General features: G+C 66.4%; 32 protein-coding genes. All 32 read left to right on the plus strand.

Annotated features, from left to right (window positions below):
- The first annotated feature begins 1 nt into the window (after position 1).
- The 32 genes from ACFYZL_RS01630 (at position 2) to rplQ (ending at position 19,669) form a co-directional block, all read left to right on the plus strand.
- On the plus strand, positions 2-1,828 hold the full coding sequence (locus tag ACFYZL_RS01630; protein ID WP_384745022.1) for a phospholipid carrier-dependent glycosyltransferase: 1,827 nt from the start codon (positions 2-4) through the stop codon (positions 1,826-1,828).
- A 152-nt stretch (positions 1,829-1,980) separates the two neighbouring features.
- Positions 1,981-3,120, plus strand: a complete 1,140-nt coding sequence (locus ACFYZL_RS01635; RefSeq protein ID WP_388675182.1) for a hypothetical protein — start codon at positions 1,981-1,983, stop codon at positions 3,118-3,120.
- Between the two features lie 456 nt (positions 3,121-3,576).
- Positions 3,577-3,885 carry a 30S ribosomal protein S10 gene (gene rpsJ / locus ACFYZL_RS01640; RefSeq protein WP_003948644.1) on the plus strand — a complete coding sequence of 103 codons (309 nt, stop codon included), beginning with the start codon at positions 3,577-3,579 and terminating at the stop codon, positions 3,883-3,885.
- Positions 3,886-3,899: 14 nt separating this feature from the next.
- Positions 3,900-4,544, plus strand: a complete 645-nt coding sequence (rplC, locus tag ACFYZL_RS01645; protein WP_007265899.1) for a 50S ribosomal protein L3 — start codon at positions 3,900-3,902, stop codon at positions 4,542-4,544.
- 4 nt (positions 4,545-4,548) lie between these two features.
- Positions 4,549-5,199 (plus strand): 50S ribosomal protein L4, encoded by a 651-nt coding sequence (gene rplD, locus ACFYZL_RS01650; protein ID WP_384745026.1) that lies wholly within the window; start codon positions 4,549-4,551, stop codon positions 5,197-5,199.
- Positions 5,199-5,522 (plus strand): 50S ribosomal protein L23, encoded by a 324-nt coding sequence (rplW, locus tag ACFYZL_RS01655; protein ID WP_007265901.1) that lies wholly within the window; start codon positions 5,199-5,201, stop codon positions 5,520-5,522. Before rplD ends, rplW begins: the two co-directional genes overlap by 1 nt.
- Before the next feature lie 39 nt (positions 5,523-5,561).
- Positions 5,562-6,398: a 50S ribosomal protein L2 gene (rplB, locus tag ACFYZL_RS01660; RefSeq protein ID WP_007265902.1), complete on the plus strand. Its 837-nt coding sequence runs from the start codon at positions 5,562-5,564 to the stop codon at positions 6,396-6,398.
- 12 nt (positions 6,399-6,410) lie between these two features.
- Entirely contained in the window at positions 6,411-6,692 is a 282-nt protein-coding gene (rpsS, locus tag ACFYZL_RS01665; RefSeq protein ID WP_249767356.1) for a 30S ribosomal protein S19, read from the plus strand.
- A 43-nt stretch (positions 6,693-6,735) separates the two neighbouring features.
- The gene (gene rplV / locus ACFYZL_RS01670) at positions 6,736-7,083 is read left to right on the plus strand and encodes a 50S ribosomal protein L22 (protein WP_007265904.1); all 348 of its coding nucleotides are present in this window, start codon (positions 6,736-6,738) and stop codon (positions 7,081-7,083) included.
- Entirely contained in the window at positions 7,083-7,922 is an 840-nt protein-coding gene (gene rpsC, locus ACFYZL_RS01675; RefSeq protein ID WP_363060139.1) for a 30S ribosomal protein S3, read from the plus strand. The genes rplV and rpsC overlap by 1 nt, the downstream gene beginning before the upstream one ends.
- 5 nt (positions 7,923-7,927) lie before the next feature.
- The gene (rplP, locus tag ACFYZL_RS01680) at positions 7,928-8,347 is read left to right on the plus strand and encodes a 50S ribosomal protein L16 (protein ID WP_150258780.1); all 420 of its coding nucleotides are present in this window, start codon (positions 7,928-7,930) and stop codon (positions 8,345-8,347) included.
- A complete protein-coding gene (rpmC, locus tag ACFYZL_RS01685) occupies positions 8,347-8,571 on the plus strand; it encodes a 50S ribosomal protein L29 (protein ID WP_079429299.1) in 225 nt (74 codons plus the stop codon). Before rplP ends, rpmC begins: the two co-directional genes overlap by 1 nt.
- Positions 8,571-8,852 (plus strand): 30S ribosomal protein S17, encoded by a 282-nt coding sequence (gene rpsQ, locus ACFYZL_RS01690; protein WP_030008467.1) that lies wholly within the window; start codon positions 8,571-8,573, stop codon positions 8,850-8,852. The genes rpmC and rpsQ overlap by 1 nt, the downstream gene beginning before the upstream one ends.
- A 108-nt stretch (positions 8,853-8,960) precedes the next feature.
- Positions 8,961-9,329, plus strand: coding sequence for a 50S ribosomal protein L14 (rplN, locus tag ACFYZL_RS01695; protein ID WP_003956455.1), 369 nt, complete (start codon positions 8,961-8,963; stop codon positions 9,327-9,329).
- Between the two features lie 2 nt (positions 9,330-9,331).
- A complete protein-coding gene (gene rplX / locus ACFYZL_RS01700) occupies positions 9,332-9,643 on the plus strand; it encodes a 50S ribosomal protein L24 (protein ID WP_150258782.1) in 312 nt (103 codons plus the stop codon).
- Positions 9,643-10,194, plus strand: a complete 552-nt coding sequence (gene rplE / locus ACFYZL_RS01705) for a 50S ribosomal protein L5 (RefSeq protein WP_030154702.1) — start codon at positions 9,643-9,645, stop codon at positions 10,192-10,194. The genes rplX and rplE overlap by 1 nt, the downstream gene beginning before the upstream one ends.
- A 5-nt stretch (positions 10,195-10,199) precedes the next feature.
- Complete coding sequence (locus ACFYZL_RS01710; protein WP_003956452.1) at positions 10,200-10,385, plus strand: type Z 30S ribosomal protein S14; 186 nt, start codon at positions 10,200-10,202, stop codon at positions 10,383-10,385.
- A gap of 221 nt (positions 10,386-10,606) precedes the next feature.
- Complete coding sequence (gene rpsH, locus ACFYZL_RS01715) at positions 10,607-11,005, plus strand: 30S ribosomal protein S8 (protein ID WP_008739698.1); 399 nt, start codon at positions 10,607-10,609, stop codon at positions 11,003-11,005.
- A 20-nt stretch (positions 11,006-11,025) separates the two neighbouring features.
- Positions 11,026-11,565: a 50S ribosomal protein L6 gene (gene rplF, locus ACFYZL_RS01720; protein WP_384745030.1), complete on the plus strand. Its 540-nt coding sequence runs from the start codon at positions 11,026-11,028 to the stop codon at positions 11,563-11,565.
- A gap of 2 nt (positions 11,566-11,567) precedes the next feature.
- Positions 11,568-11,951 carry a 50S ribosomal protein L18 gene (gene rplR, locus ACFYZL_RS01725; RefSeq protein WP_030026334.1) on the plus strand — a complete coding sequence of 128 codons (384 nt, stop codon included), beginning with the start codon at positions 11,568-11,570 and terminating at the stop codon, positions 11,949-11,951.
- Positions 11,952-11,996: 45 nt separating this feature from the next.
- Positions 11,997-12,602, plus strand: a complete 606-nt coding sequence (gene rpsE, locus ACFYZL_RS01730) for a 30S ribosomal protein S5 (protein WP_384745032.1) — start codon at positions 11,997-11,999, stop codon at positions 12,600-12,602.
- The gene (rpmD, locus tag ACFYZL_RS01735) at positions 12,602-12,784 is read left to right on the plus strand and encodes a 50S ribosomal protein L30 (RefSeq protein ID WP_005313525.1); all 183 of its coding nucleotides are present in this window, start codon (positions 12,602-12,604) and stop codon (positions 12,782-12,784) included. Before rpsE ends, rpmD begins: the two co-directional genes overlap by 1 nt.
- 2 nt (positions 12,785-12,786) lie before the next feature.
- Positions 12,787-13,242 (plus strand): 50S ribosomal protein L15, encoded by a 456-nt coding sequence (rplO, locus tag ACFYZL_RS01740; protein ID WP_042812339.1) that lies wholly within the window; start codon positions 12,787-12,789, stop codon positions 13,240-13,242.
- A 186-nt stretch (positions 13,243-13,428) separates the two neighbouring features.
- Positions 13,429-14,742 (plus strand): preprotein translocase subunit SecY, encoded by a 1,314-nt coding sequence (gene secY / locus ACFYZL_RS01745; RefSeq protein WP_384745033.1) that lies wholly within the window; start codon positions 13,429-13,431, stop codon positions 14,740-14,742.
- Positions 14,742-15,389, plus strand: coding sequence for an adenylate kinase (locus ACFYZL_RS01750; RefSeq protein ID WP_388675192.1), 648 nt, complete (start codon positions 14,742-14,744; stop codon positions 15,387-15,389). Before secY ends, ACFYZL_RS01750 begins: the two co-directional genes overlap by 1 nt.
- Positions 15,390-15,483: 94 nt before the next feature.
- Complete coding sequence (gene map / locus ACFYZL_RS01755; protein ID WP_384585721.1) at positions 15,484-16,335, plus strand: type I methionyl aminopeptidase; 852 nt, start codon at positions 15,484-15,486, stop codon at positions 16,333-16,335.
- A gap of 141 nt (positions 16,336-16,476) precedes the next feature.
- Positions 16,477-16,698 carry a translation initiation factor IF-1 gene (gene infA / locus ACFYZL_RS01760; RefSeq protein ID WP_003956442.1) on the plus strand — a complete coding sequence of 74 codons (222 nt, stop codon included), beginning with the start codon at positions 16,477-16,479 and terminating at the stop codon, positions 16,696-16,698.
- 73 nt (positions 16,699-16,771) lie between these two features.
- A complete protein-coding gene (gene rpmJ, locus ACFYZL_RS01765; protein ID WP_003956441.1) occupies positions 16,772-16,885 on the plus strand; it encodes a 50S ribosomal protein L36 in 114 nt (37 codons plus the stop codon).
- 200 nt (positions 16,886-17,085) lie between these two features.
- On the plus strand, positions 17,086-17,466 hold the full coding sequence (rpsM, locus tag ACFYZL_RS01770; protein WP_007265919.1) for a 30S ribosomal protein S13: 381 nt from the start codon (positions 17,086-17,088) through the stop codon (positions 17,464-17,466).
- Between the two features lie 54 nt (positions 17,467-17,520).
- Positions 17,521-17,925 carry a 30S ribosomal protein S11 gene (gene rpsK / locus ACFYZL_RS01775; protein WP_003956432.1) on the plus strand — a complete coding sequence of 135 codons (405 nt, stop codon included), beginning with the start codon at positions 17,521-17,523 and terminating at the stop codon, positions 17,923-17,925.
- 150 nt (positions 17,926-18,075) lie between these two features.
- Positions 18,076-19,098, plus strand: coding sequence for a DNA-directed RNA polymerase subunit alpha (locus ACFYZL_RS01780; RefSeq protein ID WP_007265920.1), 1,023 nt, complete (start codon positions 18,076-18,078; stop codon positions 19,096-19,098).
- A 106-nt stretch (positions 19,099-19,204) separates the two neighbouring features.
- The gene (rplQ, locus tag ACFYZL_RS01785; protein ID WP_215023458.1) at positions 19,205-19,669 is read left to right on the plus strand and encodes a 50S ribosomal protein L17; all 465 of its coding nucleotides are present in this window, start codon (positions 19,205-19,207) and stop codon (positions 19,667-19,669) included.
- Positions 19,670-19,703 lie beyond the last annotated feature (34 nt).

Here is a 19,703-nt window from a genome sequence, read left to right on the forward strand (position 1 = left end):
CATGACACGACTGGCACCCCTGTCCCCCGCCGGCCCGGAGAGCGACCTGTCGGCCGAGGAGTCCTCGGCCGACGGCCCCCCGGTGACGCGCCGGTGGCGAGCCCGGGTCGTGGTGCCGTCGGCGCTGGCCCTGGGCTACGTGCTCAACGTGCTGTTCCGGCTGTCGCTGGTCACCAAGCAGGACTTCCCGACGGCCAACCCCGACGAGTCGATGTACCTGGTGATGGCCAGGATCCTGGCCGGCAGGCCGACCACCTCGATTCCCAACGACCAGGTCATCCCCGCCGGCTACTCCCTGCTCATCTCGCCGGCCCTGCGCCTCACCCAGGACCCGGTCCTCGCCTACCACCTGGTCATGGGCACGAACGCCCTGATCAGCTGCCTGGTGCTGCCCCTGGCGTACTGGGGGCTGCGCCGGCTGGACGTCTCCAGGCCGATCGCGTACATCGGTGCCACCCTGGTGACGGTCGTCCCCCCGGTGGTCTTCTACTCGCAGTACGCCATGGCGGACACCCCGCTGCCGGTCCTGATCCTGGCGTGGCTGATCGGCGTGCACGGCCTGTTCTCCGAGGGCGCCAAGAAGCGCCGCGTCCTGTTCGCGCTGCTGGGCGCCTTCGCCGCCGGATACTGCCTGCTCACCCACGACCGCGGCGGTGTGATCGTCGCGCTGACGGGCCTGGTGCTGCTCGTGGCCCTGGTCCTGGGCCGGGCACCGCGGATCGCCGCCGCCTCGGCGCTCGCCCTGCTGGCCGTCATGTTCGTGCTCAAGCAGCTCATGACCACCTGGATGATCTCCCAGATCGACGGCGCCGCGCCGAGCCAGGTCGGCAACGCCGTGTTCGAGACGCTCGGGAACCCCCACCTGCTGCGCCGCACCATCATGCGGATGATCGGCCACCTCTGGTACTTCCTCACGTCCACCTGGGGCCTGGGTGCGGTGGCCCTGGTGGTCTGCGTCTGCGCGGTCCTCAGCTCCCGCTTCACCCCGGCCAACCGCGTGGTGGCCTTCCTGATGGTCGCGCTGCTGGGCGGCATCGCACTGGCGGCGGCCGCGGGCCTGCCCAACGACCACCGCATCGACACCGTCGTCTACGCCCGCTACCTCTCCCTGTTGGTCCCGGCGTACCTGCTCGCCGCGGTGGCCGCGCTGTACCACGTGCGCGGCCGGAAGAACACGATCGCGCTCGCCGTGGCCGGGGGCGGCGTCGTGCTGGCCCTCGCGGCGGCCCTGCTCCACATGGCGAGCAAGCAGTGGGGCGAGTGGTTCTTCGTCCTGTGGGGCCTGCCCGACGCCACCTTCCTCACCAGCCTCATCGGGAAGGGCTGGGACAGCTTCCACGCGGCGTTCGTCACCGCGGTCGCCTTGGGCGTGTTCGCCGTGGTGATGCTGCTGCGCCTGCTCGGCGGCGACCGCCGGGCGGGTCTCGCCACCGGCGTCGTCGGTGTGGTGCTGGTGGCGTTCGGCGCCTTCGCGACCGTCACCGTGACCGACCACGTCAACAAGGAGTTCGTGGCGGACCGGCTGGACGACGGCACCGGATTCATCGAGAAGGCCGGCATCCGCCCGGGAGACCGACTGGTCATGGACGACGACGTCCGGTGGGAGATCCGGATGACGACGTCCTACATGGTGCTCGACGGTCGGGTCTGGACCCGCTTCCTGCTCACGAAGGACGCACCTCCGGCCGAGGCCAACGTGGCCGTGCTCGCCCTCTACGACAAGAAGGCCCCCGCCACCGACAGCTGGCGCAATGCCCCGGCCGGCTGGCACGTCGACCGGGACGTCCGCGAGGGCAAGAACGAGTACGTGGTCTGGCGGCGCGGCTGAAGGCCGGCTTCCGCGACCACTCCGGTCCCGTGGACCTCCTCGCGCAGCTCACCGGCTATGTCCACAAGTGATCTAATGCGATGAATCAGCAGGTGAGAGGCTCCACACCGCAAGGTGTGGAGCCTCTCGCACGCTCACGGACAGGGTGGGGAATGAGCAGGAACGACGAAGACGGGCGAGCCGGGCGCAGTCCCTCCGACGAGGAGTGGGCCCGGTTCATGGAGCAGGCCGCGGCGGGGGAGGGCGACGCGCCGAAGGAACCGTCCGCGCGGGCGCGGATGGTGACCGAGCGGCTGCGGGGCCGGCAGGACCCGCCGGGATGGCGCACCGGCCCGGCGTGGCAGGAGATGCGGGGCCGCGGCCGGCGGGGGAGGCGGCTCAAGGCCGCCCTGGCCATCGTCCTCATCGCAGGGGTCGCGCTGATCGCCATGCGGCCGGAGCTGGTGATCGACAAGGTGACGGGCAAGACCCGGGCCCGGGAGGACGCCGATCACGCGGGCCCACTGGCCCCGGAGACCGGGCGCCCGACCGCCCCGCCGGCCTCGGCGGACCCCGACCGCCCGACCCTGAAGGAACCTTTCCGCGGCTCCCCGGCGCTCCAGTGGGCCGATGGCGCCGCCGGCATCGAGCTCCCGGAGGCGACGGCCGTCGGAGGGTTCTCCCAGGAGCAGGTCGCGGACGCGCTGGCGAAGGCGAAGCAGTTCCTGGTCGCGGCCAACCTGGATCCCGCGACCCTGCGCGGCGGTCGTCCGGAGGCGGCGCTGAAGCTGCTGGACCCGGAGCAGGACGAGCTGATGAAGGAGCTGGACGAGGCATACGCCAAGCCGACGCGGGAGCGGGACCCGCTGAACCTGTTCACCCGGTACGACCCGGCCGAGCTGAAGCCCGTGGGCGACGTGGTCAAGGTGCGGGGCCGGATGTGGGTGGAGGCGGGGCAGAAGCCCGGAATGGCCGACATCAAGGTCGACTACTCCTTCGTCCACCCCTTCGTGAAGATCAAGGGGAACCCGGAGGACGTCGCGCGGACCATCGTGCGGCGCGAAGCCACCTTCTCGATCGCCGACCTGAGCAAGTGGCGGGGGACCCCCGGCCGGCTGATGCTCACGCACTACCAGCGCGACATCGGCAACAACGCCTGTGACCGGTACGACGGCTACGTGCACCCGTCGTTCTTCTCGGACCCGGTCGGCAGCGGACCGACGCCTTCCGGGACGCCCGTGGACCCGTACGACAGGAGCAAGGCCATCGGCGCCGACAGCCAAGAGGGCTGCGGGACGCTGTCCCGGTCCTGACCAGGGGCCCCGTCGCGCGGCGTAGTTTGACGCGTACGCGTGGCGGGGTATTCTCTTCGGCCCGATTGGCCAGGTACGTGCCTCGTATGGCAGACTACTCAAGTTGCTCGGCTGAGTGCCGATGCTGCGCGCCTCCCGCCGGGAGGACCGGAAGCGAGTCCCACAGTACTCGTCGTCCTTAATCTGCCTCTCGGGGCAGCAATGAGGGCGGACGTACGGGAATCTTCTGGGAAGTGTCAGCACGGTGCCCACCAGGCACTCGGTGGGTGTTTCTCCCCCGAAGCGCGGTCACAGGGACCGCACCCCCTTGGACGAGGGAATTTCCGTATGGGAATTTTCTGTAGAGGGTGTGCGACACGCCCGACCGCGTGGGTCGGAGAGAAGCCGCAGGATCCAGTCCTGCAGCCGACCGAGGGCCAGAGCGTTTCCACATAGAGACAGGACTACGGAGTAGCCATGGCGGGACAGAAGATCCGCATCCGGCTCAAGGCCTACGACCACGAGGTCATCGACTCCTCGGCGAAGAAGATCGTCGAGACGGTGACCCGCACTGGTGCGTCGGTCGCGGGCCCGGTGCCGCTGCCCACTGAGAAGAACGTGTACTGCGTCATCAAGTCGCCGCACAAGTACAAGGACTCGCGCGAGCACTTCGAGATGCGCACGCACAAGCGCCTGATCGACATCCTCGACCCGACGCCCAAGACCGTTGACTCGCTGATGCGCCTGGACCTTCCGGCCGGCGTCGACATCGAGATCAAGCTCTGAGAGGCGTCGAGAAGATGGCAAAGCAGATCAAGGGCGTCCTGGGCGAGAAGCTCGGCATGACCCAGGTCTGGGACGAGAACAACCGTGTCGTCCCGGTGACCGTGGTCAAGGCCGGACCCTGCGTCGTTACCCAGGTCCGTACGAACGACATCGACGGCTACGAGTCGGTCCAGATCGCCTTCGGCGAGATCGACCCGCGCAAGGTGAACAAGCCCCTCAAGGGCCACTTCGCCAAGGCTGACGTGACCCCCCGCCGCCACCTGGTGGAGCTCCGCACCTCCGACGCCAGCGAGTACACGCTCGGCCAGGAGATCACTGCCGAGGTGTTCGAGTCCGGCGTCAAGGTTGACGTCACGGGCAACAGCAAGGGCAAGGGCTTCGCCGGTGTCATGAAGCGCCACAACTTCCGGGGCCTCGGCGCCGGTCACGGTGTGCAGCGCAAGCACCGCTCCCCCGGTTCGATCGGTGGCTGCGCCACCCCTGGGCGTGTCTTCAAGGGCATGCGCATGGCCGGTCGCATGGGTAACGAGCGCGTCACCACCCAGAACCTGACCATCCACGCGGTTGACGCGGAGAAGGGTCTGCTCCTCATCAAGGGTGCGGTCCCCGGTCCGAACGGCGGCCTCGTCCTGGTCCGTACCGCGGCCAAGGGGGCTTGAGGTAATGAGCACCATTGACATCCTTTCGCCGGCAGGCGACAAGGCCGGTACCGTCGAGCTCCCCGCGGAGATCTTCGACGCGAAGACCAGCGTTCCGCTGATCCACCAGGTCGTCGTCGCTCAGCTGGCTGCTGCCCGTCAGGGCACGCACAAGACCAAGACCCGTGGCGAAGTCCGTGGTGGTGGCCGCAAGCCGTACCGCCAGAAGGGCACCGGCCGCGCCCGTCAGGGTTCGACCCGCGCTCCGCAGTTCGCCGGCGGTGGCGTCGTCCACGGCCCCGTGCCGCGTGACTACTCGCAGCGGACCCCGAAGAAGATGAAGGCCGCCGCCCTCCGCGGTGCCCTCTCGGACCGTGCGCGTCACTCCCGCATCCACGTCGTCACCGGCGTGGTCGAGGGTGCCGCCTCCACCAAGGCCGCCAAGACGCTGTTCGGCAAGATCTCGGAGCGCAAGAACCTGCTCCTGGTCGTCGACCGCAGCGAAGAGGCCTCGTGGCTGTCCGCCCGCAACCTGCCCCAGGTTCACATCCTGGAGCCGGGCCAGCTGAACACGTACGACGTGATCGTCTCTGACGACGTGGTCTTCACCCAGGCCGCTTTCGAGTCCTTCGTGTCTGGCCCCAAGGCCGATGAGACCGAAGGGAGCGACGCCTGATGTCTGAGGCGACCGTTACCAGCAAGACCTTCACCGACCCGCGCGACCTGCTGATCAAGCCGGTCGTCTCGGAGAAGAGCTACGCGCTGCTGGACGAGAACAAGTACACGTTCATCGTCGCGCCCGGCGCCAACAAGACCCAGATCAAGCAGGCCGTCGAGGCGGTCTTCTCGGTCAAGGTCACCGGGGTCAACACGATCAACCGTCAGGGTAAGCGCAAGCGCACCAAGACCGGTTTCGGCAAGCGCGCCAACACCAAGCGCGCCATCGTGACCCTTGCCGAGGGCAACCGTATCGACATCTTCGGCGGCCAGGCCTCCTAACGGAGGTCTAGTCGTCCGGAATCGGACGAGGACTGAGAAATGGGTATCCGCAAGTACAAGCCGACGACCCCGGGCCGTCGTGGCTCCAGCGTCGCCGACTTTGTCGAGATCACGCGGTCCACGCCGGAGAAGTCGCTGGTCCGCCCCCTGCACAGCAAGGGCGGCCGTAACAACACCGGTCGTGTGACCGTTCGCCACCAGGGCGGTGGCCACAAGCGCGCCTACCGCGTGATCGACTTCCGTCGTCACGACAAGGACGGCGTGCCGGCCAAGGTCGCGCACATCGAGTACGACCCCAACCGCACCGCGCGCATCGCGCTGCTGCACTACGCCGACGGCGAGAAGCGCTACATCATCGCGCCGCGCGGTCTGCAGCAGGGTGACCGGATTGAGAACGGCCCGACGGCCGACATCAAGCCGGGCAACAACCTCGCGCTCCGCAACATCCCGGTCGGTACCACGATCCACGCGATCGAGCTCCGCCCCGGTGGCGGCGCCAAGTTCGCGCGTTCGGCTGGTGCCTCCGTGCAGCTGCTCGCGAAGGAGGGCGTGATGGCCCACCTCCGCATGCCGTCCGGTGAGATCCGTCTCGTCGACGCGCGCTGCCGCGCCACGGTCGGCGAGGTCGGCAACGCCGAGCAGTCGAACATCAACTGGGGCAAGGCCGGCCGCATGCGCTGGAAGGGCGTTCGCCCGACCGTCCGCGGTGTCGCGATGAACCCGGTTGACCACCCGCACGGTGGTGGTGAGGGCAAGACCAGCGGTGGTCGCCACCCGGTCTCCCCGTGGGGTCAGAAGGAGGGTCGTACTCGCTCGCCGAAGAAGGCTTCGAGCAAGTACATCGTCCGCCGCCGCAAGACGAACAAGAAGCGCTAGGAGCGGGTTTAGATGCCGCGCAGTCTCAAGAAGGGACCCTTCGTCGACGACCACCTCGTGAAGAAGGTGGACGCTCAGAACGAAGCTGGTACCAAGAACGTCATCAAGACCTGGTCCCGTCGCTCGATGATCATCCCGGCCATGCTGGGTCACACCATCGCGGTGCACAACGGCAAGACCCACGTCCCGGTGTTCGTCACCGAGTCGATGGTCGGCCACAAGCTCGGCGAGTTCTCGCCGACTCGCACCTTCCGCGGCCACGTCAAGGACGACCGGAAGTCGAAGCGCCGCTAATCGCGGGGTGGTTACGACTATGACTTACACCGAAGGGACAACCATGGAAGCCAGGGCCCAGGCGCGGTACATCCGCGTCACGCCCATGAAGGCCCGCCGCGTGGTGGACCTTATCCGTGGCATGGATGCCACGGAGGCTCAGGCGGTCCTGCGTTTCGCCCCGCAGGCCGCGAGCGTGCCGGTCGGCAAGGTGCTGGACAGCGCCATCGCCAACGCCGCGCACAACTACAACCACCCGGACGCCTCCACGCTGGTCATCAGCGAGGCGTACGTGGACGAGGGCCCGACCCTGAAGCGGTTCCGTCCGCGTGCCCAGGGCCGTGCCTACCGGATCCGCAAGCGGACCAGCCACATCACCGTGGTCGTCAGCAGCAAGGAAGGTTCCCGGTAATGGGCCAGAAGGTAAACCCGCACGGGTTCCGACTCGGCATCACCACGGACTTCAAGTCCCGCTGGTACGCCGACAAGCTGTACAAGGACTACGTCAAGGAAGACGTCGCCATCCGTCGGATGATGACGTCCGGCATGGAGCGCGCCGGCATCTCGAAGGTTGAGATCGAGCGCACCCGTGACCGCGTGCGTGTGGACATCCACACCGCCCGTCCCGGCATCGTCATCGGCCGCCGTGGCGCCGAGGCCGACCGCATCCGCGGTGACCTCGAGAAGCTCACGGGCAAGCAGGTCCAGCTGAACATCCTCGAGGTCAAGAACCCCGAGCTCGACGCTCAGCTCGTTGCCCAGGCCGTTGCCGAGCAGCTCTCCTCCCGCGTCTCCTTCCGTCGTGCCATGCGCAAGAGCATGCAGGGCACCATGAAGGCCGGCGCCAAGGGCATCAAGATCCAGTGTGGCGGCCGTCTCGGCGGCGCCGAGATGTCCCGCTCCGAGTTCTACCGCGAGGGTCGTGTGCCGCTGCACACGCTGCGCGCGAACGTGGACTACGGCTTCTTCGAGGCCAAGACCACCTTCGGCCGTATCGGTGTGAAGGTCTGGATCTACAAGGGCGACGTCAAGAACATCGCCGAGGTTCGCGCCGAGAACGCTGCGGCCCGTGCGGGTAACCGCCCGGCCCGTGGTGCCGGCGCTGGCGACCGTCCCGCCGGCCGTGGTGGCCGTGGTGGCGAGCGCGGCGGCCGTGGTGGCCGCAAGCCGCAGCAGGCTGCTGGTGTCGAGGCCCCCAAGGCCGAGGCTCCCGCCGCCGCTCCGGCCGAGAGCACCGGAACGGAGGCCTGACCGTCATGCTGATCCCTCGTAGGGTCAAGCACCGCAAGCAGCACCACCCGAAGCGCAGCGGTATGGCCAAGGGCGGTACCGAGGTCTCGTTCGGCGAGTACGGCATTCAGGCGCTTACCCCCGCCTACGTGACGAACCGTCAGATCGAGTCCGCTCGTATCGCGATGACCCGTCACATCAAGCGTGGCGGCAAGGTCTGGATCAACATCTACCCGGACCGTCCGCTCACGAAGAAGCCTGCCGAGACCCGCATGGGTTCCGGTAAGGGTTCGCCGGAGTGGTGGATCGCGAACGTGCACCCGGGTCGGGTCATGTTCGAGCTGTCCTACCCGAACGAGAAGATTGCGCGTGAGGCTCTCACTCGTGCGGCCCACAAGCTGCCGATGAAGTGCCGCATCGTCAAGCGCGAGGCAGGTGAGTCGTGATGGCGACGGGAACCAAGGCGTCCGAGCTCCGCGAGCTCGGCAACGAGGAGCTCGTTGCCAAGCTGCGCGAGGCCAAGGAGGAGCTGTTCAAGCTCCGTTTCCAGGCGGCCACCGGTCAGCTGGAGAACAACGGCCGGCTCAAGTCCGTCCGTAAGGACATCGCTCGCATCTACACCCTGATGCACGAGCGTGAGCTCGGTATCGAGACGGTGGAGAGCGCCTGATGAGCGAGAACAACGTGACTGAGAAGACCGAGCGCGGTTTCCGCAAGACCCGTGAGGGTCTGGTCGTCAGCGACAAGATGGACAAGACCGTCGTCGTCGCCGTCGAGGACCGCGTGAAGCACGCGCTGTACGGCAAGGTCATCCGCCGTACCAACAAGCTCAAGGCGCACGACGAGCAGAACGCTGCCGGCGTCGGCGACCGCGTCCTCATCATGGAGACGCGTCCGCTGTCGGCGAGCAAGCGCTGGCGCATCGTCGAGATCCTCGAGAAGGCCAAGTAATTATCTGAGGGGTTTCCCTCGGATTCGTTCCGCCAGGCTCGGTGGGGGCCACCGCTCTTCGGAGTGTGAGGCCCCCGCCGGGAACCGGCAGACAAACAGGAGATAGACGTGATCCAGCAGGAGTCGCGACTGCGTGTCGCCGACAACACTGGTGCCAAGGAGATCCTTTGCATCCGTGTTCTCGGTGGCTCCGGTCGCCGCTACGCGGGCATCGGTGACGTCATCGTCGCCACCGTCAAGGACGCGATCCCCGGTGGCAACGTGAAGAAGGGTGACGTCGTCAAGGCGGTCATCGTTCGCACCGTCAAGGAGCGCCGCCGCCAGGACGGCTCGTACATCCGCTTCGACGAGAACGCCGCCGTCATTCTGAAGAACGACGGCGACCCTCGCGGCACCCGTATCTTCGGCCCCGTGGGCCGTGAGCTGCGCGAGAAGAAGTTCATGAAGATCATCTCGCTCGCGCCGGAGGTGCTGTAAGCATGAAGATCAAGAAGGGCGACCTGGTCCAGGTCATCACCGGTAAGGACAAGGGCAAGCAGGGCAAGGTCATCGTTGCCTTCCCCGCTGAGAACCGCGTCCTCGTCGAGGGTGTCAACCGGGTCAAGAAGCACACCAAGGCCGCGCAGAACCAGGCCGGTGGCATCGTCATCACCGAGGCCCCGGTCCACGTGAGCAACGTGCAGCTGGTCGTGGAGAAGGACGGCAAGAAGGTCGTCACCCGCGTCGGTTACCGCTTCGACGACGAAGGCAACAAGATCCGCGTTGCCAAGCGCACGGGTGAGGACATCTGATGGCTACCACTCCGCGTCTGAAGACGAAGTACCGCGAGGACATCGCGGGCAAGCTGCGTGAGGAGTTCTCCTACGAGAACGTCATGCAGATCCCCGGCCTCGTCAAGATCGTCGTGAACATGGGTGTCGGCGACGCCGCCCGTGACTCGAAGCTGATCGACGGTGCCATCCGCGACCTGACGACGATCACCGGTCAGAAGCCGGCCGTCACGAAGGCCCGCAAGTCCATCGCGCAGTTCAAGCTGCGCGAGGGTCAGCCGATCGGCTGCCACGTCACCCTCCGTGGTGACCGCATGTGGGAGTTCCTGGACCGTACGCTGTCGCTCGCGCTGCCGCGTATCCGCGACTTCCGTGGTCTGTCGCCGAAGCAGTTCGACGGCCGTGGCAACTACACCTTCGGTCTCACGGAGCAGGTCATGTTCCACGAGATCGACCAGGACAAGATCGACCGTACCCGGGGTATGGACATCACCGTGGTCACCACGGCGACCAACGACGCTGAGGGCCGCGCGCTCCTCCGTCACCTCGGCTTCCCCTTCAAGGAGGCGTAAGCGAGATGGCGAAGAAGGCTCTCATCGCGAAGGCTGCCCGCAAGCCCAAGTTCGGTGTGCGTGCGTACACCCGCTGCCAGCGCTGCGGTCGTCCCCACTCCGTGTACCGCAAGTTCGGCCTCTGCCGCGTCTGCCTTCGTGAGATGGCTCACCGTGGCGAGCTGCCGGGCGTGACCAAGAGCTCCTGGTAAATCCTCCCGCCCTTTGGGTGTTGAGGTTTTTCAGACGCTCTCGGTAAGCATCAGGTCGGCGGACCGCCCTGCCCGCATGCCGTAGGCTTGTGGGGTTGGGCGTCCGCCGCCCTATCGACTTACTACGCCGTAGGTCCCCGCACCGCACCCGTCCCGCCACTGAGTGGGGAGAGGGATGGCGCATACAGGAAACCCCGGCGAGAGAGGCCGAAGGCCACTTCATGACCATGACTGACCCGATCGCAGACATGCTCACGCGTCTGCGTAACGCTAACTCGGCGTACCACGACTCCGTCGTGATGCCGCACAGCAAGATCAAGTCGCACATCGCGGAGATCCTCAAGCAGGAGGGTTTCATCACCGGCTGGAAGGTCGAGGACGCCGAGGTCGGCAAGAACCTCGTCCTCGAGCTGAAGTTCGGGCCGAACCGTGAGCGCTCCATCGCGGGCATCAAGCGGATCTCGAAGCCCGGTCTGCGCGTGTACGCGAAGTCCACCAACCTGCCGAAGGTCCTCGGCGGCCTGGGCGTGGCGATCATCTCCACGTCCCACGGTCTCCTGACCGGTCAGCAGGCAGGCAAGAAGGGCGTGGGTGGGGAAGTCCTCGCCTACGTCTGGTAGTCGGGAACGGAGGAAAAGCTATGTCTCGTATCGGCAAGCTCCCCATCCCGGTTCCCGCCGGCGTGGACGTCACCATCGATGGCCGTACGGTCGTCGTGAAGGGCCCCAAGGGTTCCCTCACGCACACCGTCGCTGCGCCCATCGCTGTCGCCAAGGGTGAGGAAGGCGTTCTGAACGTCATCCGCCCGAACGACGAGCGTCAGAACAAGGCCCTGCACGGCCTGTCCCGCACGCTGGTGGCGAACATGATCACCGGTGTGACCACGGGATACGTCAAGGCTCTCGAGATCAGCGGTGTCGGTTACCGCGTCGCCGCGAAGGGCTCCGCTCTGGAGTTCCAGCTTGGTTACAGCCACCCGATCCTGATCGAGGCGCCCGAGGGCATCTCGTTCAAGGTCGAGTCGCCCACCAAGTTCTCGGTCGAGGGCATCGACAAGCAGAAGGTCGGCGAGGTCGCCGCCAACATCCGCAAGCTGCGGAAGCCCGACCCGTACAAGGCCAAGGGTGTCAAGTACGCCGGCGAGGTCATCCGCCGCAAGGTCGGAAAGGCTGGTAAGTAGCCATGGCATACGGTGTGAAGATCGCCAAGGGCGACGCGTACAAGCGCGCTGCCAAGGCTCGCCGCCACATCCGCATCCGCAAGAACGTCTCGGGTACGGCGGAGCGTCCGCGCCTCGTCGTGACGCGTTCGAACCGCAACATCGTTGCTCAGGTCATCGACGACCTCCAGGGCCACACCCTGGCGTCCGCGTCGACCCTGGACGCTTCGATCCGCGGTGGCGAAGGCGACAAGAGCGCCCAGGCCCAGGCTGTCGGCGCGCTCGTCGCCGAGCGTGCCAAGGCTGCGGGTGTCGAGACCGTCGTGTTCGACCGCGGTGGCAACCGATACGCCGGGCGCATTGCCGCTCTGGCTGACGCCGCCCGCGAAGCCGGGCTGAAGTTCTAAGCCCCGGTTCCGGGACTCACGGACGTAACAGAGAGAGGTAATCCAATGGCTGGACCCCAGCGCCGCGGCAGCGGTGCCGGTGGCGGCGAGCGGCGGGACCGGAAGGGTCGCGACGGTGGCCCTGCCGCCGAGAAGACCGCTTACGTTGAGCGCGTTGTCGCGATCAACCGTGTCGCCAAGGTTGTCAAGGGTGGTCGTCGCTTCAGCTTCACCGCGCTCGTCGTGGTGGGTGACGGTGACGGCACCGTAGGTGTCGGTTACGGCAAGGCCAAGGAAGTTCCCGCGGCCATTGCCAAGGGTGTCGAGGAAGCCAAGAAGAACTTCTTCAAGGTTCCGCGCATCCAGGGCACCATCCCGCACCCGATCCAGGGTGAGAAGGCGGCGGGCGTCGTCCTGCTGAAGCCTGCTTCCCCCGGTACCGGTGTTATCGCCGGTGGCCCGGTGCGCGCCGTTCTGGAGTGCGCCGGCGTTCACGACATCCTGTCGAAGTCGCTCGGCTCCGACAACGCGATCAACATCGTGCACGCGACCGTGGAGGCCCTGAAGGGCCTGCAGCGTCCCGAGGAGATCGCGGCTCGCCGTGGTCTGCCCCTCGAGGACGTCGCCCCCGCGGCTCTGCTTCGTGCGCGTGCCGGGGCGGGTGCTGCGTAATGGCCCGCCTCAAGATCACGCAGACGAAGTCGTACATCGGCAGCAAGCAGAACCACCGCGACACCCTGCGTTCGCTCGGGCTCAAGCGCCTGAACGACGTGGTCGTCAAGGAGGACCGCCCCGAGTTCCGCGGAATGGTGCACACCGTCCGCCACCTCGTGACGGTTGAGGAGGTTGACTAATCATGGCTGAGAACAGCCCGCTGAAGGCTCACAACCTCCGTCCCGCCCCCGGTGCCAAGACCGCGAAGACCCGTGTGGGTCGCGGTGAGGCGTCGAAGGGTAAGACGGCTGGTCGTGGTACCAAGGGTACGAAGGCCCGCTACCAGGTTCCGCAGCGCTTCGAGGGTGGGCAGATGCCCCTCCACATGCGCCTGCCGAAGCTGAAGGGCTTCAAGAACCCGTTCCGCACCGAGTTCCAGGTTGTCAACCTGGACAAGCTCGGTGCCCTCTACCCCGAGGGTGGAGAGGTCACGGTGGCCGACCTGGTCGCCAAGGGCGCGGTTCGCAAGAACAGCCTCGTCAAGGTCCTGGGCCAGGGCGAGATCTCCGTGGCGCTGACGGTTTCGGTTGACGCCGTTTCCGCCTCCGCCAAGGAGAAGATTGCCGCTGCCGGCGGCTCTGTCACCGAGCTCGTCTAAGACGATCAAGTGACTAAATAGCTCGAAACCCGACCGGGGATGCCTCACATATGGGGCATCCCCGGTTGGTCGTTCCACGGGGGGCACACTCGCCGGTAAGGTGGCGTGCACCTTTGCTTTGTCGTATACGTCGATCCCTCAGACCGTCACCTCTGACGCAGTAGCGCGGGGGTCGCAGGAGGCACCGTGCTCACCGCGTTCGCCCGGGCGTTCAAGACGCCCGACCTGCGCAAGAAGCTGCTCTTCACGCTCGGCATCATCGTGCTGTTCCGGCTCGGGTCCCACATCCCGGTACCCGGCGTGAGCTACAAGAACGTACAGATCTGCGTTGAGCAGGCCGGCAGCAGCAATGGGCTGTTCGGTCTCGTCAACATGTTCAGCGGCGGCGCGCTGCTGCAGATCACGATCTTTGCGCTCGGCATCATGCCGTACATCACGGCGAGCATCATCCTGCAGCTGCTGACCGTGGTCATCCCGAAGCTGGAGAACCTCAAGAAAGAGGGACAGTCCGGCACGGCGAAGATCACTCAGTACACGCGCTATCTGACGGTCGCACTCGCGATCCTGCAGGGCACCGGCCTCGTCGCCACCGCCCGCACCGGCGCCCTGTTCCAGGGTTGCCAGGTCGCCAGCCAGATCGTCCCGGACCGGTCCATCTTCACCACGATCGTCATGGTCATCACGATGACCGCCGGTACCTGTGTCGTCATGTGGCTCGGTGAGCTCGTCACCGACCGCGGCATCGGCAACGGCATGTCGATCCTCATGTTCATCTCGATCGCCGCCGGCTTCATCGGCGCCCTCTGGCAGATCAAGCTCCAGGGCAAGATCGCCGACGGTTGGGTCGAGTTCGGTGTCGTGATCCTCGTCGGCCTCGCGATGGTGGCCCTGGTGGTCTTCGTCGAGCAGGCCCAGCGCCGGATCCCGGTCCAGTACGCGAAGCGCATGATCGGTCGCCGCGCGTACGGCGGTACGTCCACCTACATCCCGCTCAAGGTGAACCAGGCGGGTGTGATTCCCGTCATCTTCGCCTCGTCGCTGCTCTACATCCCCGCACTGATCGTTCAGTTCAGCGGATCCCAGGCGGGCTGGGCCACCTGGATCCAGAAGCACTTCGTCAAGGGCGACCACCCGTACTACATCGCGGCGTACTTCCTCCTGATTGTCTTCTTCGCGTTCTTCTACGTGGCGATTTCCTTCAACCCCGAGGAAGTTGCAGACAACATGAAGAAGTATGGTGGGTTCATCCCGGGTATCCGTGCGGGTCGACCCACTGCCGAGTACCTGAGCTACGTGCTCAACCGGATCACCTGGCCGGGGTCGCTGTACCTGGGTCTCATCGCTCTTGTGCCGACGATGGCGTTGGCCGGCTTCGGAGCGAACCAGAACTTCCCCTTCGGTGGAACGAGCATCCTGATCATCGTGGGTGTGGGTCTGGAAACCGTGAAGCAGATCGAGAGCCAGCTCCAGCAGCGTAATTACGAAGGGTTCCTCCGCTGATGCGAATCGTCCTCGTCGGACCGCCCGGTGCCGGCAAGGGAACGCAGGCCGCGTTCCTTGCCAAGAACCTGTCCATCCCGCACATCTCCACGGGCGACCTGTTCCGGGCCAACATCAGCCAGGGCACCGAGCTGGGCCGCCGCGCCAAGGCGTTCATGGACGCCGGTGACCTCGTCCCCGACGAGATCACCATCGGCATGGCCAAGGACCGCATGGAGCAGCCGGACGCCGTCAACGGCTTCCTGCTCGACGGCTTCCCGCGCAACGTCTCCCAGGCCGAGGCGCTCGACGTCATGCTGAAGGCCGAGGGCATGAAGCTGGACGCCGTCCTCGACCTGGAGGTCGAGGAGGACGAGGTCGTCAAGCGCATCGCCGGTCGCCGGATCTGCCGCAACGACTCCTCGCACGTCTTCCACGTCACGTACGCGGCGCCGAAGGTCGACGGTGTCTGCGACACCTGCGGCGGCGAGCTGTACCAGCGCGACGACGACTCCGAGTCGACGGTTCGCAACCGGCTGGAGGTCTACCACACGCAGACCGAGCCGATCATCGACTACTACAAGGAGCAGGGCCTGCTGGTCACCATCTCCGCCCTCGGCGAGGTGCAGGAGATCACCCAGCGCGCCATGGACGCTCTGAAGAAGTAGTTCCCCTTGCAGTGCAGGTACGGCCGCGATGTCCCCAGGGCATCGCGGCCGTACTGTTGAGAAGTCCAGGTTCCGAAGGTGGAAGGTCCGTTTCATGGTTCAGATCAAGACCCCCGAGCAGATCGCGAAGATGCGCGAGGCTGGGCTGGTCGTCGCCGCGATCCACGCGGCGACCCGTGAGGCCGCGGTGCCGGGCGCCACGACGCGGGATCTGGACATGGTGGCCCGCAAGGTCATCGCCGACGCCGGTGCGAAGTCGAACTTCCTCGGTTACGGCGGTTTCCCCGCGACGATCTGCACCTCGGTCAACGAGGTCGTCGTCCACGGCATCCCCGACGACAAGACCGTCCTCAAGGACGGCGACATCATCTCGATCGACGCCGGCGCGATCGTGGACGGCTGGCACGGTGACGCCGCCTACACGGCCTTCGTGGGCACCGGTCACGCTCCGGAGCTGGTCGAGCTGTCCCGGGTGACCGAGGAGTCCATGTGGGCCGGTATCGCCGCCATGAAGCTCGGCAACCGCCTCGTGGACATCTCGAAGGCGATCGAGTCGTACATCAAGCGCCAGCCCCGCCCCTCCACCGGTGAGCACAGCCTCGGCAAGTTCGGGATCATCGAGGACTACGGCGGCCACGGCATCGGGTCCGAGATGCACATGGACCCCCACCTGCTGAACTACGTCTCGCGCAAGCGGGGCAAGGGGATCAAGCTGGTCCCGGGCCTCTGCCTGGCGATCGAGCCGATGGTCTCCCTGGGCACCGCCCAGACGGAGGTGCTGTCCGACGACTGGACGGTCATCACCACGGACGGCACCTGGTCCTCGCACTGGGAGCACTCCATCGCCCTGACGGAGGACGGCCCGATCGTCCTGACCAGCCCGGACTGCGGCAAGGCGAAGCTGGCGGAGTACGGAGTGACGACCGCTCCGGACCCCCTCGGTTAATGATCTAGACTCTGGGGCAAACTTTCCGGATTCGTCTTTCTGGGTGCCCTGACGTAGACTGACTCGTCGGCTCTCGTGCACATCCATGTCTGCATGGCGAAGCGCGAGGCCGATCAAGGTAGCCGATTCGAAAGGCGAAGCGTGGCCAAGAAGCAAGGTGCCATCGAAATCGAGGGCACCGTGATCGAGTCCCTCCCGAACGCCATGTTCAAGGTGGAACTCCAGAACGGTCACAAGGTCCTCGCGCACATCAGCGGCAAGATGCGTATGCACTACATCCGCATCCTCCCTGATGACCGGGTCGTTGTGGAGCTGTCTCCGTACGACCTGACGCGTGGCCGGATCGTCTACCGATACAAGTAGATCTTGCTCTCACTCCTGCCTGGGCATCCGTCCCGGTGCGGGTGGTGGCACTGACCCGGAGAACCTCACCAACATGAAGGTCAAGCCGAGCGTCAAGAAGATCTGCGACAAGTGCAAGGTGATCCGCCGTCACGGCCGGGTCATGGTCATCTGCGACAACCTGCGCCACAAGCAGCGCCAGGGCTGACGCACGCCGACCGACCTGCCTTCCGCAGTTCTTCGCGCGACGTAAGAAAAAACGTACATACGCAGAACCCGCCCAGCCCTTCACGGGGCCGGCGGCACCTCCGGCGGGGGCCGGGGACCCGGACGTACCACCACCCACTCGGGCGGTCGGCGGTCGGGATCGGTTCTGCGGAAGACCCCCGAACACACAGGAGCCATTGAATGGCACGCGTTTCCGGTGTTGACATCCCGCGCGAAAAGCGCGTGGAGATCGCACTCACCTACGTCTTCGGTATCGGGCGCACCCGGTCCAAGGAGATCCTCGCCTCCACCGGCGTGAACCCGAACACCCGCGTTCGTGACCTGGCCGAAGAGGACCTCGTCAAGATCCGCGAGTACGTGGACGCCAACCTCCGTACCGAGGGTGACCTCCGCCGCGAGATCCAGGGCGACATCCGCCGCAAGATCGAGATCCAGTGCTACCAGGGTATCCGCCACCGTCGCGGCCTCCCGGTGCACGGTCAGCGCACCAGCACCAACGCGCGTACCCGCAAGGGCCCGCGTCGCGCGATCGCCGGTAAGAAGAAGCCGGGCAAGAAGTAGTCCTGTTCAGCGGTCTTGCGCTGTAGGACCGACCACCTCCCGTAGGAGATTTAGATGCCCCCCAAGGGTCGTCAGGGCGCTGCCAAGAAGGTGCGCCGCAAGGAAAAGAAGAACGTCGCTCACGGGCACGCCCACATCAAGAGCACGTTCAACAACACCATCGTTTCGATCACGGACCCGTCCGGCAACGTGATCTCCTGGGCCTCCGCCGGCCACGTCGGCTTCAAGGGCTCGCGCAAGTCCACCCCCTTCGCCGCGCAGATGGCCGCCGAGTCGGCCGCCCGTCGCGCGCAGGAGCACGGCATGCGCAAGGTCGACGTCTTCGTGAAGGGTCCGGGCTCCGGCCGCGAGACCGCGATCCGCTCCCTGCAGGCCACCGGCCTCGAGGTCGGCTCGATCCAGGACGTCACCCCCACCCCGCACAACGGCTGCCGCCCGCCGAAGCGCCGCCGCGTCTGACGCAGCGGACGCACCTGTGCGTCTTTGAGTGTCCGGGCGGTACGACCCCTTCGGGGGCCGTGCCGCCCGTACCCTTGCAGTAGCCGTACTCCGGTACGGCATCCCGTCGGGCGTCAAATAGTGGGCGTCCACGAATGAAGGAACACAGACATGCTTATCGCTCAGCGTCCTTCGCTGACCGAAGAGGTCGTCGACGAGTACCGCTCGCGGTTCGTGATCGAGCCGCTGGAGCCGGGCTTCGGCTACACCCTCGGCAACTCCCTGCGCCGCACCCTCCTGTCCTCGATCCCGGGTGCCGCTGTCACCAGCATCCGCGTGGACGGCGTCCTGCACGAGTTCACGACCGTGCCGGGTGTGAAGGAAGACGTCACCGACATCATCCTGAACATCAAGCAGCTGGTCGTCTCCTCGGAGCACGACGAGCCGGTCGTGATGTACCTGCGCAAGCAGGGTCCCGGCCTGGTCACCGCCGCCGACATCGCGCCCCCGGCCGGTGTCGAGGTGCACAACCCGGACCTGGTCCTCGCCACGCTCAACGGCAAGGGCAAGCTGGAGATGGAGCTGACCGTCGAGCGCGGTCGCGGCTACGTCTCCGCCGTCCAGAACAAGCAGCTGGGCCAGGAGATCGGCCGCATCCCGGTCGACTCCATCTACAGCCCGGTCCTCAAGGTCACCTACAAGGTCGAGGCGACCCGAGTCGAGCAGCGCACCGACTTCGACAAGCTCATCGTCGACGTCGAGACCAAGCAGGCCATGCGCCCGCGCGACGCCATGGCGTCCGCCGGCAAGACCCTGGTCGAGCTGTTCGGTCTGGCCCGCGAGCTCAACATCGACGCCGAGGGCATCGACATGGGCCCGTCCCCGACGGACGCCGCCCTGGCCGCCGACCTGGCGCTGCCGATCGAGGAGCTGGAGCTCACCGTTCGGTCGTACAACTGCCTCAAGCGCGAGGGCATCCACTCCGTGGGTGAGCTCGTCGCCCGCTCCGAGGCCGACCTGCTCGACATCCGCAACTTCGGTGCGAAGTCGATCGACGAGGTCAAGGCGAAGCTGGCCGGCATGGGCCTGGCCCTCAAGGACAGCCCGCCCGGATTCGACCCGACCGCCGCCGCCGACGCCTTCGGCGCCGACGACGACGCGGACGCCGGTTTCGTCGAGACCGAGCAGTACTGAGAAAGCTTGCGGGGGGCTCGCGCCCCCCGCACCCACCCTCTCGCGACCGCTTGAGGGAACTGACTCCGGTACCTGACACGGCCGGTGCAGATTTGAAGGAGTAACAATGCCGCGTCCCGCTAAGGGTGCCCGCCTGGGCGGCTCCGCCGCGCACGAGAAGCACCTGCTCGCGAACCTCGCGAAGGCGCTCTTCGAGCACGGCCGCATCACCACCACCGAGGCCAAGGCCCGCCGCCTGCGTCCCTACGCCGAGCGTCTGGTCACCAAGGCCAAGAAGGGCGACATCCACAACCGTCGCCTGGTGCTGCAGACGATCACGGACAAGAGCATCGTGCACACGCTGTTCACCGAGATCGCCCCGCGCTACGAGAACCGCCCCGGTGGTTACACGCGCATCACCAAGATCGGCAACCGTCGTGGCGACAACGCCCCGATGGCCGTGATCGAGCTGGTCGAGGCCCTGACGGTCGCCCAGCAGGCCACTGGTGAGGCCGAGGCCGCCACCAAGCGCGCCGTGAAGGAGGCGGAGGCCGCCGAGGCTCCCGCCGCCGAGGAGACCAAGGAGGCCTGATCCCGCTTCGGGATCACGCTGAAAAGGCTCTGAA

The organism is Streptomyces sp. NPDC001717, assembly GCF_042892775.1.
Taxonomy (GTDB): Bacteria; Actinomycetota; Actinomycetes; order Streptomycetales; family Streptomycetaceae; genus Streptomyces.